Consider the following 16,245-nt stretch of genomic DNA (forward strand, 5'->3'; position numbering starts at 1 on the left):
CTTGCCTTGTTCCGTCCTGCTACCAACCCCCGTGGTCAGTACGTACATCAGTCACTGTCCAGGGAACGCCCTCAGCGCCCATCACGTTCCACTCTCCACTGAATGATCACGTCGACGTTATCGAAGAGTGACTCATCGTCGCAGCTCAGGGCCTTGGCTTCACGGAGAGTTCCAGCCATCGGGGGAGCTTGTTCAAGCCCCCGGTTTGAAGCTGGGCAGTGCGGCCGCACCGTCCTTGGTGACCCGGGTCGCGCCGAAGTAGTCGGGCGCGTCGATCTTGTCGAAGCGGATGACGGCGCCGGTGTAAGGGGCGTTGATCATGTACCCGCCGCCCACGTAAAGACCCACGTGGTGGATGGCCCGCGAATTGCTGAGGTCGGTCGAGAAGAACACCAGGTCCCCGGGGAGCAGTTCGTTCCGGGCGGGGTGCGGGCCGGCGTTGTACTGGTCGTTGGCGACGCGCGGCAGCGTGATCCCGACGCTCTCGTACGCGGCCTGCGTGAGCCCCGAGCAGTCGAACCGCCCCCCTTGCTCGGGCGTCCCCTCCCCGCCCCAGAGGTAGGGCGTCCCGAGCTTCTGCTGCGCGTAGTAAATGGCCCCGGCCGCCTGCTGCGAGGGCTGCACCCGCCCGACGGGGGCGGCGAAGCTCTTCTCCAGGGAGCGGATCGTCTTCACGTAGCCCTGGGTTTCGCTGTACGGCGGAACGCCCCCGTACTTGATGACCGCGTACGCGCCGGCGTTGTAGGCGGCGAGCATGTTGCTGCTCTGATCGCCCGGCACGCTCTTGACGTCCTTGGACAGTTCACAGTCGTACGAGGCTGCCGAGGGGATGGCGTCGGCCGGGTCCCAGATGTCGGCCTTCCCGTCCCCGTTCGCGTCGATGCCGTGCGTGGCCCAGGTGCCGGGGATGAACTGCGCGATCCCCAAGGCATTGGCCGGGCTCTTGGCGTTGGGGTCCCAGCCGCTCTCCTGGTAGAGCTGGGCGGCGAGCATCGCGGGGTTGAGGGCGGGGCAGAGATTGCCCCACTTCTGCACGAGCGGCGAATACATGGCCGGAACAGCCCCTTTGGCCAGCCCGACCGCCCCGGCCCCGCTCGAAGCAAGCCCTGCGGCCGCCGAGTACGTGCCCACGACGAGCAGCGCAAGAAAGCTCAGGCACACCCCGAACCCGATCCCACCGACCACCCAGACTTTGCGCACCCCCCAACCCTCCCCCATAGGTGGCGCGTTCACCGCCCATTTCGCGCGGAATCCCGAACAGACGAAGCCGGCGCGGTCCGTGGATCAGGGAAGTATGCAGGCGCACGTGATGGGCTGGTTCGCCGCCTGAGGCGCCGTCAACGGCTCGCTGGCAGCGGCTGGTTGGGGGTTGATGGCCGTCGAGGCCGGCGCCGCGGGCTTGGGGTCGCCCGCCGCCTCCGCGAGCTTGTACAGCGACTTGGTGTGCTGCCCGAAGACGATGCTGTACGAGACGTCGGGGTCGTCCCCGCCGAACTCGTACCCGCCGATCACCCCCGCTACCGCCCCGCCCTCGACGACCCACGGGCTGCCGCTGGTGCCGCCGGGGAAGGCGGGGCAGTCGATGCGCTGCTGAGTGTCGCCGTAGGCGACGGACGTGTTCGTGCAGACCTGCGGGACCTCGGTGTCGCCGGGGTATCCGGTGATGGTCACGGCCTGCCCGGTCGCGCGGCCGGCGAACAGCGGGGCGGCGCCCACCGCGTCCTCGACCTTCTTGCCGCCGTCGGAGCCGGGCCCGAGCACCGCGAAGGCGACGTCGCTGTCCTGGTCGCCGTCCTCGTTCCAGCTGTCGTCGGCGTACACCGACTGCACCGGCCAAGTCCCGTACGGCGCCGAGCCGTCCCGATAGGCCGGCACGAACACCGCCTTGCCGCCCTCCGACTGGTCCGCGGGCAGGCAGTGCGCGGCGGTGACGATGAGGTCGCGGCCCGAGCTGTGCACGACCGAGGCGGTGCAGTAGTGGCCCCCGTCGAGGTCCCCGTTGAACAGGGCGCCCACCCGGGCGTCGGCCGCCGTGGCCGGCGCCGCCGAGGTCAGGTTCTTCGCCCCGGCGTCATGGTCCCCGTACATCGGTATGACCAGGAGCACCGCCACGGCCGACAGCGCGCCGAACCTTCCGCGCGTGGTGGTCGCGAACTTCATCCCGGAGATGCCAGTGCGCTTCATACGGTGCGTCTCCTGGTGGTCGGCGGGCCTGCTTGCGGACTGCGAACACTGTGACTCTCTCGGACCCGGCTGAGAACGACCATGAAGCTTTTCTGAGAAGTTTCTATGAACCGGCCCGTCGCCCGCGTACCTGCGCCGACGCCCACCTGACGCCCGTCTGACGCCCGTCTGACGCCCGCCGACAGGACAAGCGGCCCAAGGGTGCAACAACGACGACAATTGCCCGGAGTCACGCCGCGTGATACACAGAGTGACCATACGCGTTTTCGCATACACCCGGTTCACCGCAGGTCAGGGCGGTGCGACCGGCACTGCCGTGCAGGGTCGCGCAAAGAGAGGCGCCAAGGCGTCCTACTCCGGCGGTTTCATCAGCGAAGATAGAACCTGACCCATGCCGTGGGGCAGGGGCTTCGAACTACCCGACAGGGGCGGTGAGTTACATGTACCTGGCAGCCGGAAAAGGCGACATCACCACCATCATCGGCGGAATCGCCCCCAACTGGGGGCCGTTCGGGACGCTCGGCAACGAGGCCCGCATCATGGTGGAGGTGGTGATGGCGGTCGCCATCCTCCTCTGCCTCGGCATCGCGGTATGGGGCGCGGCCAAACAGAGGATCGGAGCGACGGCGCTGCGCGACACCTTCAGCGCCGAACAGGGCAAGGGCCTGATCGTGGCCGGCCTGACCGGAGTCTTCATCATCGGCTCACTGGGCACGCTCTTCACCATCGTGTACGGGATGGCCGTCTGACCCCGCGTCAGCCACCTCGCTCCCTCCTCCGTCCCCCCTCACACCATCCGTCCGTCGTGCCCACCGGCAGAGGTTGCGTCTCCCTGATGTCGAGTCACCACACCGCGCCCGCGCGGGAACCAGCACGGCTACCGTCGTACTACGCGGAACCGCACACGGTCGAGGGGGCGCAGGCATGAGTTTCGACGACGAGCCGGGCCACGGCGGAGGCGATCCCGGCCCCGCCGGCGACCGCTTCAGCACGCTCGGCGGCACCCGCCAGACCCGCACCCGCCTGCCCGAAGGCACCGGCGACATCTACGGAGGCGCCCGCCGCCCCCCGCGCAACACCCGGTCGCTGGTGATGGTGGTGGGCGTAGTGGTCCTGCTGGTGGCCGCGATCGCCTTCGCGAACCGGGGCGGCGATTCCGGCTCGACCTCGGACACCCAGAACGCGAAGAAGCCGGAAGCGCAGTCGACGGCGGCAACGGGCACGAAGCCGGTGGCCGGCAAGCAGGCCGGGATTGCCTCCGGCTTTCCACAGACCGAGCAGGGGGCACAGTCGGCTGCGGCCAACTATGCGGTGGCGCTGGTTTCGGCGGACATCCTCAAGCCCGACCGCCGCTCCGAGATCGTGCGCCAGGTCTTCACCGCGGACAAGGTGCCCGCGCTGGAGGCCAACTTCGACAAGGCGTACGGCAAGGACCTCCTCAGCAAAGTGGGCCTGGACGCCAACGGTAACGCGGCCCAGGGCATGACGTACGTCTCGCGCACCGCCCCGGTCGGCACCAAGACAGCTGCCTACTCTGCTACTTCCGCGACCATTGAGGTCTGGTGCACCGGCGTCTACGGCATGGCGGGGGTCGGCTCCACCAACCCGGTGACCAACGACTGGTTCACGTTGACCCTCCAGCTCCAGTGGGTGAACGGCGACTGGAAAGCCACGAGCTTCTCCAACAAGGAAGGCCCGGCCCCGGTGAACGCCGACCGCAAGGCCTCCACCGCCGACGAGATGGCCAAGGCAGTGCAAGAGTACGGAGGGTTCACGTATGCCCGGTAGCCCCCGCCGCGCGCTCAAACTGACCGCTGTGCTCACGGCCGTGCAGACGAGCCTCGTGCTGCTGGCGACCCGCGTGTACGCCGCTCCCTCGCCGACGCCCGCCCCGTCAGGGGCGCCCTCCCCCTCGCCCTCGCCATCCGGCAAGAGCAACTGCGACCTGATCGTCGGCCCCGCCAGGGACTACTGCGAATCCGGCTCCAGCAAGGGCAGCGCGCCCGTAACCGACCCCAACCAAGCCGCCGACCCCCTCACCTCCCTGGCCAAGGGCTGTGCCGACGCGGCCGCCTGGATCGTGGGCAAGCTCTCCGACGCGGTGAAGTCCACCGCAACCGTGGACTTCACCAACGACAGCTTCCGCACCCAGTACGCCGTCGTCTTCGCCGCCGCCACCTTCCTCACCCTCGTCCTGTGGCTCCTGGCCGTGGCCAAGCGCGCGATCCGTGGGGTGCCGCTGTCGACGGCGATCTCGGAAGCCGTCGGCTTCCTGTGGCTGACCGTGCTCGCCTCCGCCTTCACCCCGCTGATCCTCTACACCGTCGTATCGGCGACGGACGCCGTGACCGAGGCCATCGCGAACGCGACCGGCAACCAGTCGGACGTGTTCTTCGGGTCGTTCTCGGCCGCGCTCAAGAAGGGCACGGACATCGGCGGCGGCCCGATCATGCTGATCGTCGTCGCCCTGGTCTCGATCCTCGCCGCGGGCGTGCTGTTCCTCGAACTGGTCATCCGTGCCGCCCTGTTGTACGTCGGGGCCCTGCTCGGCACCGTCGTGTACGCGGGGCTGGTCGACAAGAACATGTGGGGCCACGTGCGCCGCTGGGCGGGCATCATGATCGCCGTGATCATGGTGAAACCGGTCATCGTGATCGTGCTCGGCCTGGCCGGAGCGCTCTCCTCCGGCAAGGGCCCCGACTCGTTCTCGGCCGTCGTCTCGGGCCTGGCGATCATCCTGCTCGCGATCTTCGCCTCGGCGATGATCTACCGCTTCGTGCCCGGCTTCGGCGACGAGATCGCCTCGGCCCGTACGAACCGCAAACAGGCCACCGACGGCTCCCAGGCCGCCGCCCTCATCTCCTCGCCCGCCGCACTGGTCTCGCAGGGCATCAAGACCCACAGCGGCCGGGGCAACCAGGGGGGCGGCGCCGCCCAGGCCCGCCCCGCCAACCCCATGTCCGGTGGCGTGGCCGCCCACAGCAGCCGGGGCTCCGGCGGCGGGATCGGCGGCGGAACTGTCCCCTCCGCCGCACCTCCGCCGCGCAGCGGCTCCGCGCCGACATCCGGCACACCACACTCTCACCGCCACAACACCGGCGGCACAGGTAACAAGAACACTGGAGGTGGAGGGCGTTGACGACCCAGTCCCAACCGGTCACGCCCCGCCGTACGTATCTGATCGGCCGCGCCCGGCCGTCGGCCGTCGTCGGCAAGAACCGCGAGACCGGCGAGATCGTGCTGATCATCGGCGGCGCGTTCCTCGGCATGATGTGCGGACTGCTGGTCCCCGTCCTGTCCCTGCGGATCGTGCTCCTGATGGGCTTCCCGTTCCTGGCGCTCGCCGCGGTGTACCTCCCGTACAAGCACCGCACGTTCTACAAATGGTTTGAAATCAACCGCAGTTACAAGCGCTCGCTCCGGCGCGGCACCACCTACCGTTCGGGCTCGGCCGAGGCGGGGGTGGGCCTCGACGGGCGCGAGGTCGAGGTCGGGCCGCCGCCCGGCATCGGCCACATCAGCTGGCTCGCCGCCCCCTTCGGCCCCGACGAGATCGCGGTCCTGCTGCACGCGGACCGGCGTACGGTCACCGCCGCGATCGAGATCGAGGGCCCGGGCGTCGGGCTGCGCGACAGCGAGGACCAGGAGGCCCTGGTCGACCGGTTCGGCACCCTCCTGAAGCATGTCGCCAACGGCGACGGCTTTGTGACGAGGCTTCAGATACTGGCCCGCACACTGCCCGCCGACCCCGACGCGCACGCCAAGGACGTAGCCCAGCGCGGCGACACGAAGTCCCCGGACTGGCTGAAGGAGTCGTACGAGCAGCTCCAGTCGATGGTGTCCACCTCCAGCGAGCAGCACCGCGCCTACCTCGTGGCCTGCATGCAGTACAGCCGCGAGCTCGCCGCCGAGGCCCACGCGATGGCCCGCGCCGCCAACCCGCACGGCCGCAAGCTCGACCGGGACGCGGGGCTCGCGGTCGTCATGGCGCGTGAACTGACCGACATCTGCGCCCGGTTGGCGGAGGCCGACATCCGGGTGCGCCAGCCGCTCGGCCAGAGCCGGCTCGCCTCGCTCGTGCACTCCATGTACGACCCGGACCACCCCATCGACCACATCCAGGCCATGACCAAGCGCAATGCCTGGCCGGCCGAGCTGGACGCCGTGGAGCCGACGTACCTCCAGGCCAAGACCCGCGAGTCCTCGACCCGGGCGCCCTGGTGCCACGCCACCGCGTGGGTGAAGGAGTGGCCGATGACCCCGGTCGGCGTCAACTTCCTGGCCCCGCTGCTCGTCCACACCCCGGACGTGATCCGTACGGTTGCCGTCTGCATGGACCTCGAACCGACCGAAGTTGCGATTGAGCGAATGCTCACGGAAAAGACCAACGACGAGGCGGAGGCGTCCCGCGCGGCCAAGATGAACCGCACCGTCGACCCCCGCGACATCGCCGCCCACGGCCGCCTCGACCAGCGCGGCGAGGACCTCGCGAGCGGCGCCGCGGGCGTCAACCTGGTCGGCTACATCACGGTGTCCTCGCGTTCACCGGAGGCGCTGGCCCGTGACAAGCGGACCATCAGAGCCTCGGCCGGCAAGTCGTACCTGAAGCTGGAGTGGTGCGACCGCGAGCACCACCGGGCCTTCGTCAACACCTTGCCGTTCGCGACCGGCATCCGCCGCTAGTTGAGAGGCAGTACCCGCCATGCGAGATCCGCTGTCTCTCGTCTCCGACGCCTTCACCGCCCTCCTTTTCGGCAAGGTGGAGACCACCCGGCTGCCCGTCCGCACCTCCACGGGCCAGGCCCAGGCCGTCTACCTGCCGACGGCGGCCCCCGGCCTCGGCGACTCGGGCGTGATCATCGGGCGCGAGGTGTACAGCGGCAAGGGCTACATCTACGACCCCTTCCAGCTGTACGGACAGCAGCTCCCGGCCCCGCACTGGCTGGTCCTCGGCGAGTCCGGCAACGGCAAGTCGGCGCTTGAAAAGACGTACGTACTCAGGCAGTTGAGGTTCCGCGACCGGCAGGTCGTCGTGCTCGACGCGCAGGGCGAGGACGGCGTCGGCGAGTGGAACCTCATCGCGCGCGAGCTGGGGATAACTCCCATCCGGCTCGACCCGATGACCGCGATGGACGGCGGCATCCGGCTCAACCCCCTGGACCCGGCGATCACGACGACGGGCCAGCTCGCGCTCCTTCGAACGATCATCGAAGTTGCGATGGGACACGGCCTGGACGAACGATCGGGTTTCGCTCTCAAGGTGGCGCACGCGTACGTCAACACCACGATCACGGACCGCCAACCGGTCCTGACCGACATCGTCGAGCAACTCCGCCACCCCGAGCCCGAGTCGGCCGAGGCGATGAACGTCGACATAGACGACGTACGAGCCTGGGGCCTGGACGTCGCGCTGGTGTTGGACCGCCTGGTGGACGGCGACCTGCGCGGCATGTTCGACGGCCCGACGACGGTGGGGATCGACCTGGACGCCCCGCTGATCGTCTTCGACTTGTCCCACATCGATCGAAATTCGATCGCGATGCCGATCCTGATGGCGATCGTCGGCGTCTGGCTGGAGCACACCTGGATCCGCCCGGACCGGAAGAAGCGCATCTTCCTGGTCGAGGAGGCCTGGCACATCATCAACAGCCCGTTCGTGGCCCAGCTCTTCCAGCGCCTGCTGAAGTTCGGCCGGCGCCTGGGCCTGTCGTTCGTGGCGGTGGTCCACCACCTGAGCGACGTGGTGGACGGAGCGGCGGCGAGGGAGGCGGCAGCGATCCTGAAGATGGCCTCGACCCGCACCATCTACGCGCAGAAGGCGGACGAGGCAAGGGCGACGGGCAGGGTGCTCGGCCTGCCCCGCTGGGCCGTGGAGATCATCCCCACCCTCACCCCAGGCATCGCGGTATGGGACGTGAACGGCAACGTCCAAGTCGTGAAACACCTGATCACAGAGCGCGAACGCCCCCTGGTCTTCACGGACCGGGCCATGACGGAATCGGCCGCAACCGACGACATCCTGGCCTCGGAGCTGGACTCCCAACTCGAATCGGAAACAGAACGCCGAGCAGCGCTGGTGGAACAGCAAATGTCCTCGGCAGCAGACTCGCCCGAGTCCACGGTGGCCTGAAGTGAGCGGAACCGGCACCCCGAGAGGCGACCAGCGCGGCATCCCGGACGGACTCCTGGTGGGCCTGCTGGCCTTCCTCCTGGGCCTGACGGTCCTGGTATGGACGGCCACCGGCCTGGGGGGCCTCTTCACCCACGGAGCCTGGCCCCCCGCCGTATCGTTCACTCACAGCCCGATGGCCCTGCGTTCCCTGGTAACGGCCCCCCACGACCTGCCATCGGCCTGGCCGGACACTCCCCCGAACTCCCTCTCGGGCTACGGCCTGTTCTGGGGCCTGCTGATCGGCGAGCTGCTGATCCTGCTCGTCCTGACGATCTTCGCACTGGGGACGTTCACGCGGTGGCGATCGGTACGGGCGAGAGCTAGGGCGGCGTCCGGGGGCGCAGCCCCCGCTGTGGGCTCAGCACCACAGCCCCCCTTCCCCCAAGCTGTGGGCAATCGTTCCGCCACCCCACCCCCTCCCGTTGTGGGCAGTCGTTCCGCAGGGCGATTGGGGTCTCCCCTGGTCGAGCGGAGCCGAGACCTTGGGGAAGGGTGGGCACAACGAACCCCGCCAGCCGGAACCCCGGTCACCGCCCCCAACCCCGCACAGCCCCTGGCCCCCGACCCCGAGCAGCCGCTCACCGCCTCTCAGGCACAACACCCCCAACAACCCGCCCCCGCAAGGGAACCCGCCCCCACGCCAGTGGAGCAATTCCCAGCCCCCCGGGCAGAACAGCAAACCCCCCGCCTACTCTTCGGCCCCCCCGAAGCAAGAAGACCCAGAGCCCTACAGGCAATCCAGGACGCCGAGGGCGCAGCCCTGATCGTCACCTCGGACCCCACCCTGTGGGCAGAAACAAAAGACGCCAGAGCCAAGCTCGGCCCCGTACACGTCTACGACCCAACCCACCGCTGCGACACCCCCGCCAGACTCCACTGGTCCCCCACAGCCGGCTGCGAAGACCCGGATGTCGCCGCCGCAAGGGCAACGGCACTGCTCGCCCCCGTCCGCCCTCAGGCCCGCATGGACGCCGCCATGGCAGACACCGCGGAAACCCTCCTACGCTGCTGGCTGCACGCCGCCGCTCTGGAAAGCCGCGACGGCAAGGCCACGAAGCAGCTGCACCGCTGGGCCCAGGGAACAGCGGTCCAGGACGCCGTACGCATCCTCCGTACGCACCCCAAGGCGCAGAGCGGCGGCGCGGGACTCCTGGAGTCCGCCCTCACCGCGTACCCCGAACGCCGGGAAATCGCCCAGCAGTTGACGGCCCGAGCCCTCGCCTGCCTCTCTTCGATCCACATCCGCGACGCCTGCACACCAAATCGAGCAGATTCGCTCGCCCTGGAATCATTTGTGAACGAGGGGGGCACCCTTTATGTGGTGGGTGAAGCGATCGAGAACCCCCGGTCCCATCCCGCCGCGATGCCCCTGCTCACGGCACTCGCCTCAGACGTGGTCGAGCGCGGCCGCCGCATGGCCGAACGGTCATCTGACGGTCGCCTCGACCCACCAATGACGCTCGTCCTGGACGACGTCGCGGCCGTGGCTCCGCTTCCCCGGCTTCCGGAGCTGCTGTCGACCGGTCAGGACCAGGGCATGCCGCCCCTGGTCCTGCTCCGCTCCCCGGAACAGGCGCGAGCCCGCTGGACCGAAGCACTGACGTAATCGCAGAGCCGCAAGGGATGCAGGAGTACGACTGCGGCTACGGCCGCACAACCTCCATCTCAAGATCGTGGCAACCGTCACCGGACAGCAGTGCGGTGACCCCGGTCGGTACGAAGCCGATCTTCCGGTAGAAGCCCTGGGCGCGCGGGTTGTTCTCGTGCACGAAGAGCCGAACCCGGTTCACCCGCGGCTCCTCCAGCGACCAGGCCCATTCCATCGCGGCAGCGAAAAGCCGCTCGGTCAGCCCGACCCCGCGGTACTCGGGCCGTACGAACACGCCCACGAGCTGCGCCTGCGGCGAGGCAATCCGGTTCCCGAAGACATCGTCGCTGCCCTCGGCCTCGACCAGCACCACAACGCCGCCGGCCCATTCGCCGCCGGGCCCCTCGGCGATGAAGTGCCGGGCGGAATTACCCTGCGAGGCCCCCTGCGCCCGCTCCTGCCAGTGCGAATCGGGCCGCGTGGACGCGTTCTCCAGCGTGTCCAGGAAGGCCACAGGGGCAGCGGGATCGGCCAGCGAAGCCAGCCGCAGTTCCTTGGACTTGCGCCATTCGTCGGCGCGGATGGGGCGTATGACATGTTCCATGAACCGATACTGCCACAACGCGAGAAAGCCCCGCACCGTGACCGTATTCCTACGGTCTGGTGCGGGGCTTTCCCCACAATTTGTTCGGCGGCGTCCTACTCTCCCACAGGGTCCCCCCTGCAGTACCATCGGCGCTGAAAGGCTTAGCTTCCGGGTTCGGAATGTAACCGGGCGTTTCCCTAACGCTATGACCACCGAAACACTATGAAGTTGAACACCGGAACCGGAAACGGTTCTGACGGCTGTTCATTGCTTCAGAACAAACACAGTGGACGCGAGCAACTGAGGACAAGCCCTCGGCCTATTAGTACCAGTCAGCTCCACCCGTTACCGGGCTTCCACATCTGGCCTATCAACCCAGTCGTCTACTGGGAGCCTTACCCTCTCAAGGAGGTGGGAACACTCATCTCGAAGCAGGCTTCCCGCTTAGATGCTTTCAGCGGTTATCCTTTCCGAACGTAGCCAACCAGCCATGCCCTTGGCAGGACAACTGGCACACCAGAGGTTCGTCCGTCCCGGTCCTCTCGTACTAGGGACAGCCCTTCTCAATGTTCCTGCGCGCGCAGCGGATAGGGACCGAACTGTCTCACGACGTTCTAAACCCAGCTCGCGTACCGCTTTAATGGGCGAACAGCCCAACCCTTGGGACCGACTCCAGCCCCAGGATGCGACGAGCCGACATCGAGGTGCCAAACCATCCCGTCGATATGGACTCTTGGGGAAGATCAGCCTGTTATCCCCGGGGTACCTTTTATCCGTTGAGCGACGGCGCTTCCACAAGCCACCGCCGGATCACTAGTCCCGACTTTCGTCCCTGCTCGACCCGTCGGTCTCACAGTCAAGCTCCCTTGTGCACTTACACTCAACACCTGATTGCCAACCAGGCTGAGGGAACCTTTGGGCGCCTCCGTTACTCTTTAGGAGGCAACCGCCCCAGTTAAACTACCCATCAGACACTGTCCCTGATCCGGATCACGGACCGAGGTTAGACATCCAGCACGACCAGAGTGGTATTTCAACGACGACTCCACAACCACTGGCGTGGCCGCTTCAAAGTCTCCCACCTATCCTACACAAGCCGAACCGAACACCAATATCAAACTGTAGTAAAGGTCCCGGGGTCTTTCCGTCCTGCTGCGCGAAACGAGCATCTTTACTCGTAGTGCAATTTCACCGGGCCTATGGTTGAGACAGTCGAGAAGTCGTTACGCCATTCGTGCAGGTCGGAACTTACCCGACAAGGAATTTCGCTACCTTAGGATGGTTATAGTTACCACCGCCGTTTACTGGCGCTTAAGTTCTCAGCTTCGCCACACCGAAATGTGACTAACCGGTCCCCTTAACGTTCCAGCACCGGGCAGGCGTCAGTCCGTATACATCGCCTTACGGCTTCGCACGGACCTGTGTTTTTAGTAAACAGTCGCTTCTCGCTGGTCTCTGCGGCCACCCCCAGCTCAGAGTGCAAGACTCATCACCGGACGTGGCCCCCCTTCTCCCGAAGTTACGGGGGCATTTTGCCGAGTTCCTTAACCATAGTTCACCCGAACGCCTCGGTATTCTCTACCTGACCACCTGAGTCGGTTTAGGGTACGGGCCGCCATGAAACTCGCTAGAGGCTTTTCTCGACAGCATAGGATCATCCACTTCACCACAATCGGCTCGGCATCAGGTCTCACCCTTATATGTCATCCGGATTTGCCTAGATGACGGGCTACACCCTTACCCCGGGACAACCACCGCCCGGGCTGGACTACCTTCCTGCGTCACCCCATCGCTTACCTACTACCACCTTGGGCCGGCGGCTCCACCACTTTCCATTCCCCGAAGGGTCCGGAACGGCTTCACGGCCTTAGCATTAATGGGCTCGATACTGGGCGTTTCAAAGCGGGTACCGGAATATCAACCGGTTGTCCATCGACTACGCCTGTCGGCCTCGCCTTAGGTCCCGACTTACCCTGGGCAGATCAGCTTGACCCAGGAACCCTTAGTCAATCGGCGCACACGTTTCTCACGTGTGTATCGCTACTCATGCCTGCATTCTCACTCGTGAACCGTCCACCACTAGCTTCCGCTGCAGCTTCACCCGGCACACGACGCTCCCCTACCCATCCCAGCAGGCGTTGGCCCTATATGCTGGAATGACACGACTTCGGCGGTACGCTTGAGCCCCGCTACATTGTCGGCGCGGAATCACTTGACCAGTGAGCTATTACGCACTCTTTCAAGGGTGGCTGCTTCTAAGCCAACCTCCTGGTTGTCTCTGCGACTCCACATCCTTTCCCACTTAGCGTACGCTTAGGGGCCTTAGTCGATGCTCTGGGCTGTTTCCCTCTCGACCATGGAGCTTATCCCCCACAGTCTCACTGCCGCGCTCTCACTTACCGGCATTCGGAGTTTGGCTAAGGTCAGTAACCCGGTAGGGCCCATCGCCTATCCAGTGCTCTACCTCCGGCAAGAAACACACGACGCTGCACCTAAATGCATTTCGGGGAGAACCAGCTATCACGGAGTTTGATTGGCCTTTCACCCCTAACCACAGGTCATCCCCCAGGTTTTCAACCCTGGTGGGTTCGGTCCTCCACGACCTCTTACAGCCGCTTCAACCTGCCCATGGCTAGATCACTCCGCTTCGGGTCTAGAGCGTGCAACTCAATCGCCCTGTTCGGACTCGCTTTCGCTACGGCTTCCCCACACGGGTTAACCTCGCTACACACCGCTAACTCGCAGGCTCATTCTTCAAAAGGCACGCAGTCACGACTGACAGCACAAGTGCTGCCAGCGACGCTCCCACGGCTTGTAGGCACACGGTTTCAGGTACTATTTCACTCCGCTCCCGCGGTACTTTTCACCATTCCCTCACGGTACTATCCGCTATCGGTCACCAGGGAATATTTAGGCTTAGCGGGTGGTCCCGCCAGATTCACACGGGATTTCTCGGGCCCCGTGCTACTTGGGTGTCTCTCAAACGAGCCGTTGATGTTTCAGCTACGGGGGTCTTACCCTCTACGCCGGACCTTTCGCATGTCCTTCGCCTACACCAACGGTTTCTGACTCGTCCTGTCGCCGGCAGACGACAGAAGAGAGATCCCACAACCCCGCATGCGCAACCCCTGCCGGGTATCACACGCATACGGTTTGGCCTCATCCGGTTTCGCTCGCCACTACTCCCGGAATCACGGTTGTTTTCTCTTCCTGAGGGTACTGAGATGTTTCACTTCCCCTCGTTCCCTCCACATACCCTATGTGTTCAGGTATGGGTGACAGCCCATGACGACTGCCGGGTTTCCCCATTCGGAAACCCCCGGATCAAAGCCTGGTTGACGGCTCCCCGGGGACTATCGTGGCCTCCCACGTCCTTCATCGGTTCCTGGTGCCAAGGCATCCACCGTGCGCCCTTAAAAACTTGGCCACAGATGCTCGCGTCCACTGTGCAGTTCTCAAACAACGACCAGCCACCCATCACCCCACCAACATCGTGGTGGAGTTCACTGGGGCCGGCATCAGAAGGACAGACCTCACGGTCCGTACCCTCAGACACCCAACAGCGTGCCCGACCCGATCCTCCCTGGTTCACGTTCCACGCCGAAGCAGTACTGGTGACCCTGAAGCATCGTGCCGAATAGTCAACGTTCCACCCATGAGCTGACCACCGTCGGACGTTTGCCGACGAAATGGCCTCTGACCAGGCGAACCTGGTGAGAAGTGCTCCTTAGAAAGGAGGTGATCCAGCCGCACCTTCCGGTACGGCTACCTTGTTACGACTTCGTCCCAATCGCCAGTCCCACCTTCGACAGCTCCCTCCCACAAGGGGTTGGGCCACCGGCTTCGGGTGTTACCGACTTTCGTGACGTGACGGGCGGTGTGTACAAGGCCCGGGAACGTATTCACCGCAGCAATGCTGATCTGCGATTACTAGCAACTCCGACTTCATGGGGTCGAGTTGCAGACCCCAATCCGAACTGAGACCGGCTTTTTGAGATTCGCTCCGCCTCGCGGCATCGCAGCTCTTTGTACCGGCCATTGTAGCACGTGTGCAGCCCAAGACATAAGGGGCATGATGACTTGACGTCGTCCCCACCTTCCTCCGAGTTGACCCCGGCAGTCTCCTGTGAGTCCCCATCACCCCGAAGGGCATGCTGGCAACACAGAACAAGGGTTGCGCTCGTTGCGGGACTTAACCCAACATCTCACGACACGAGCTGACGACAGCCATGCACCACCTGTATACCGACCACAAGGGGGCGACCATCTCTGGCCGTTTCCGGTATATGTCAAGCCTTGGTAAGGTTCTTCGCGTTGCGTCGAATTAAGCCACATGCTCCGCTGCTTGTGCGGGCCCCCGTCAATTCCTTTGAGTTTTAGCCTTGCGGCCGTACTCCCCAGGCGGGGAACTTAATGCGTTAGCTGCGGCACCGACGACGTGGAATGTCGCCAACACCTAGTTCCCAACGTTTACGGCGTGGACTACCAGGGTATCTAATCCTGTTCGCTCCCCACGCTTTCGCTCCTCAGCGTCAGTAATGGCCCAGAGATCCGCCTTCGCCACCGGTGTTCCTCCTGATATCTGCGCATTTCACCGCTACACCAGGAATTCCGATCTCCCCTACCACACTCTAGCTAGCCCGTATCGAATGCAGACCCGGGGTTAAGCCCCGGGCTTTCACATCCGACGTGACAAGCCGCCTACGAGCTCTTTACGCCCAATAATTCCGGACAACGCTTGCGCCCTACGTATTACCGCGGCTGCTGGCACGTAGTTAGCCGGCGCTTCTTCTGCAGGTACCGTCACTTTCGCTTCTTCCCTGCTGAAAGAGGTTTACAACCCGAAGGCCGTCATCCCTCACGCGGCGTCGCTGCATCAGGCTTTCGCCCATTGTGCAATATTCCCCACTGCTGCCTCCCGTAGGAGTCTGGGCCGTGTCTCAGTCCCAGTGTGGCCGGTCGCCCTCTCAGGCCGGCTACCCGTCGTCGCCTTGGTAGGCCATCACCCCACCAACAAGCTGATAGGCCGCGGGCTCATCCTTCACCGCCGGAGCTTTTAACCCCCCACCATGCGGCAGGAAGTGTTATCCGGTATTAGACCCCGTTTCCAGGGCTTGTCCCAGAGTGAAGGGCAGATTGCCCACGTGTTACTCACCCGTTCGCCACTAATCCACCCCGAAGGGCTTCATCGTTCGACTTGCATGTGTTAAGCACGCCGCCAGCGTTCGTCCTGAGCCAGGATCAAACTCTCCATGAATGTTTACCCGTAATCGGGTGCACACATCACGTAAGAGCGGGACGACCAAGCCGGAATGAGGCCGGTCGTCCACAGCGTCCTCGCTGTGTAATCGCCACCCACACCCCAAAGGGGCGAGTGGACTTTTCAAAGGAACCTCGATCCGCCGAAGCGGATACGGGGTTGTCAATCTGGCGTTGACTTTTGGCACGCTGTTGAGTTCTCAAGGAACGGACGCTTCCTTCGTACTCACCCTCTCGGGCTTTCCTCCGGGCGCTTCCCTTCGGTATTTCGTGTCCCGACTCTATCAGACTCTTTCGTGTCCGATTTCCTCGGCGCCTTTCCGGTTCCCCCTCTCGGGTTTCCCTTTCCGGCGGTTCCGACTCTATCAGATCCTTTCGGGCCTGATTTCCGGTCTCCCGGTCCAAGTCGGCTTGTCTTCCCGGCTGTTGGGCCGTTCCGACTCCCGAACTCTAGCG

Annotated in this window: 9 protein-coding genes and 3 rRNA genes; 6 read left to right on the top strand and 6 right to left on the bottom strand. The window is 65.0% G+C overall.

Going from position 1 to position 16,245, the window contains the following annotated elements; genetic code table 11:
• Nucleotides 1-192 precede the first annotated feature (192 nt).
• Together OHA17_RS18680 and OHA17_RS18685 are read right to left on the bottom strand one after the other, a co-directional pair.
• Complete coding sequence (locus OHA17_RS18680) at nucleotides 193-1,200, bottom strand: bifunctional lytic transglycosylase/C40 family peptidase (protein WP_324610205.1); 1,008 nt, start codon at nucleotides 1,198-1,200, stop codon at nucleotides 193-195.
• Nucleotides 1,201-1,284: 84 nt separating this feature from the next.
• Nucleotides 1,285-2,184, bottom strand: a complete 900-nt coding sequence (locus OHA17_RS18685; RefSeq protein ID WP_406507548.1) for a trypsin-like serine peptidase — start codon at nucleotides 2,182-2,184, stop codon at nucleotides 1,285-1,287.
• 440 nt (nucleotides 2,185-2,624) lie between these two features.
• On the opposite strand from OHA17_RS18685, the gene OHA17_RS18690 reads away from it, so the two are divergent.
• From OHA17_RS18690 to OHA17_RS18715, 6 genes are all read left to right on the top strand, one after another.
• Nucleotides 2,625-2,933: a hypothetical protein gene (locus tag OHA17_RS18690; protein ID WP_053729027.1), complete on the top strand. Its 309-nt coding sequence runs from the start codon at nucleotides 2,625-2,627 to the stop codon at nucleotides 2,931-2,933.
• A gap of 175 nt (nucleotides 2,934-3,108) precedes the next feature.
• Nucleotides 3,109-3,972 carry a hypothetical protein gene (locus OHA17_RS18695; RefSeq protein WP_406507549.1) on the top strand — a complete coding sequence of 288 codons (864 nt, stop codon included), beginning with the start codon at nucleotides 3,109-3,111 and terminating at the stop codon, nucleotides 3,970-3,972.
• Nucleotides 3,962-5,323 carry a hypothetical protein gene (locus OHA17_RS18700; protein ID WP_406507550.1) on the top strand — a complete coding sequence of 454 codons (1,362 nt, stop codon included), beginning with the start codon at nucleotides 3,962-3,964 and terminating at the stop codon, nucleotides 5,321-5,323. Before OHA17_RS18695 ends, OHA17_RS18700 begins: the two co-directional genes overlap by 11 nt.
• A complete protein-coding gene (locus OHA17_RS18705) occupies nucleotides 5,320-6,867 on the top strand; it encodes an SCO6880 family protein (protein ID WP_406507551.1) in 1,548 nt (515 codons plus the stop codon). The genes OHA17_RS18700 and OHA17_RS18705 overlap by 4 nt, the downstream gene beginning before the upstream one ends.
• 19 nt (nucleotides 6,868-6,886) lie before the next feature.
• Nucleotides 6,887-8,314: an ATP-binding protein gene (locus tag OHA17_RS18710; protein WP_406507552.1), complete on the top strand. Its 1,428-nt coding sequence runs from the start codon at nucleotides 6,887-6,889 to the stop codon at nucleotides 8,312-8,314.
• Between the two features lie 175 nt (nucleotides 8,315-8,489).
• Nucleotides 8,490-9,962, top strand: a complete 1,473-nt coding sequence (locus OHA17_RS18715; protein ID WP_406510756.1) for a type VI secretion protein — start codon at nucleotides 8,490-8,492, stop codon at nucleotides 9,960-9,962.
• A 37-nt stretch (nucleotides 9,963-9,999) separates the two neighbouring features.
• Here the strand turns inward: OHA17_RS18715 and OHA17_RS18720 are convergent, their stop codons facing one another.
• From OHA17_RS18720 to OHA17_RS18735, 4 genes are all read right to left on the bottom strand, one after another.
• The gene (locus tag OHA17_RS18720) at nucleotides 10,000-10,584 is read right to left on the bottom strand and encodes a GNAT family N-acetyltransferase (protein ID WP_406507553.1); all 585 of its coding nucleotides are present in this window, start codon (nucleotides 10,582-10,584) and stop codon (nucleotides 10,000-10,002) included.
• A gap of 46 nt (nucleotides 10,585-10,630) precedes the next feature.
• Nucleotides 10,631-10,747, bottom strand: a 5S ribosomal RNA gene (gene rrf / locus OHA17_RS18725).
• Nucleotides 10,748-10,832: 85 nt separating this feature from the next.
• Nucleotides 10,833-13,957: ribosomal RNA gene (locus OHA17_RS18730) — 23S ribosomal RNA — on the bottom strand.
• Between the two features lie 304 nt (nucleotides 13,958-14,261).
• Nucleotides 14,262-15,787: ribosomal RNA gene (locus OHA17_RS18735) — 16S ribosomal RNA — on the bottom strand.
• Together the 16S, 23S and 5S rRNA genes form the textbook arrangement of a ribosomal RNA operon.
• Between the last annotated feature and the right edge of the window lie 458 nt (nucleotides 15,788-16,245).

The organism is Streptomyces sp. NBC_00212, assembly GCF_045206365.1.
Taxonomy (GTDB): Bacteria; Actinomycetota; Actinomycetes; order Streptomycetales; family Streptomycetaceae; genus Streptomyces.

What these genes read in the sequence shown, in the direction of transcription:
- OHA17_RS18685 (WP_406507548.1), bottom strand. Translation starts at nt 2,184, where the DNA reads ATGAAGCGCACTGGCATCTCCGGGATGAAGTTCGCGACCACCACGCGC.
- OHA17_RS18690 (WP_053729027.1), top strand. Translation starts at nt 2,625, where the DNA reads ATGTACCTGGCAGCCGGAAAAGGCGACATCACCACCATCATCGGCGGA.
- OHA17_RS18695 (WP_406507549.1), top strand. Translation starts at nt 3,109, where the DNA reads ATGAGTTTCGACGACGAGCCGGGCCACGGCGGAGGCGATCCCGGCCCC.
- OHA17_RS18700 (WP_406507550.1), top strand. Translation starts at nt 3,962, where the DNA reads ATGCCCGGTAGCCCCCGCCGCGCGCTCAAACTGACCGCTGTGCTCACG.
- OHA17_RS18710 (WP_406507552.1), top strand. Translation starts at nt 6,887, where the DNA reads ATGCGAGATCCGCTGTCTCTCGTCTCCGACGCCTTCACCGCCCTCCTT.
- OHA17_RS18715 (WP_406510756.1), top strand. Translation starts at nt 8,490, where the DNA reads ATGGCCCTGCGTTCCCTGGTAACGGCCCCCCACGACCTGCCATCGGCC.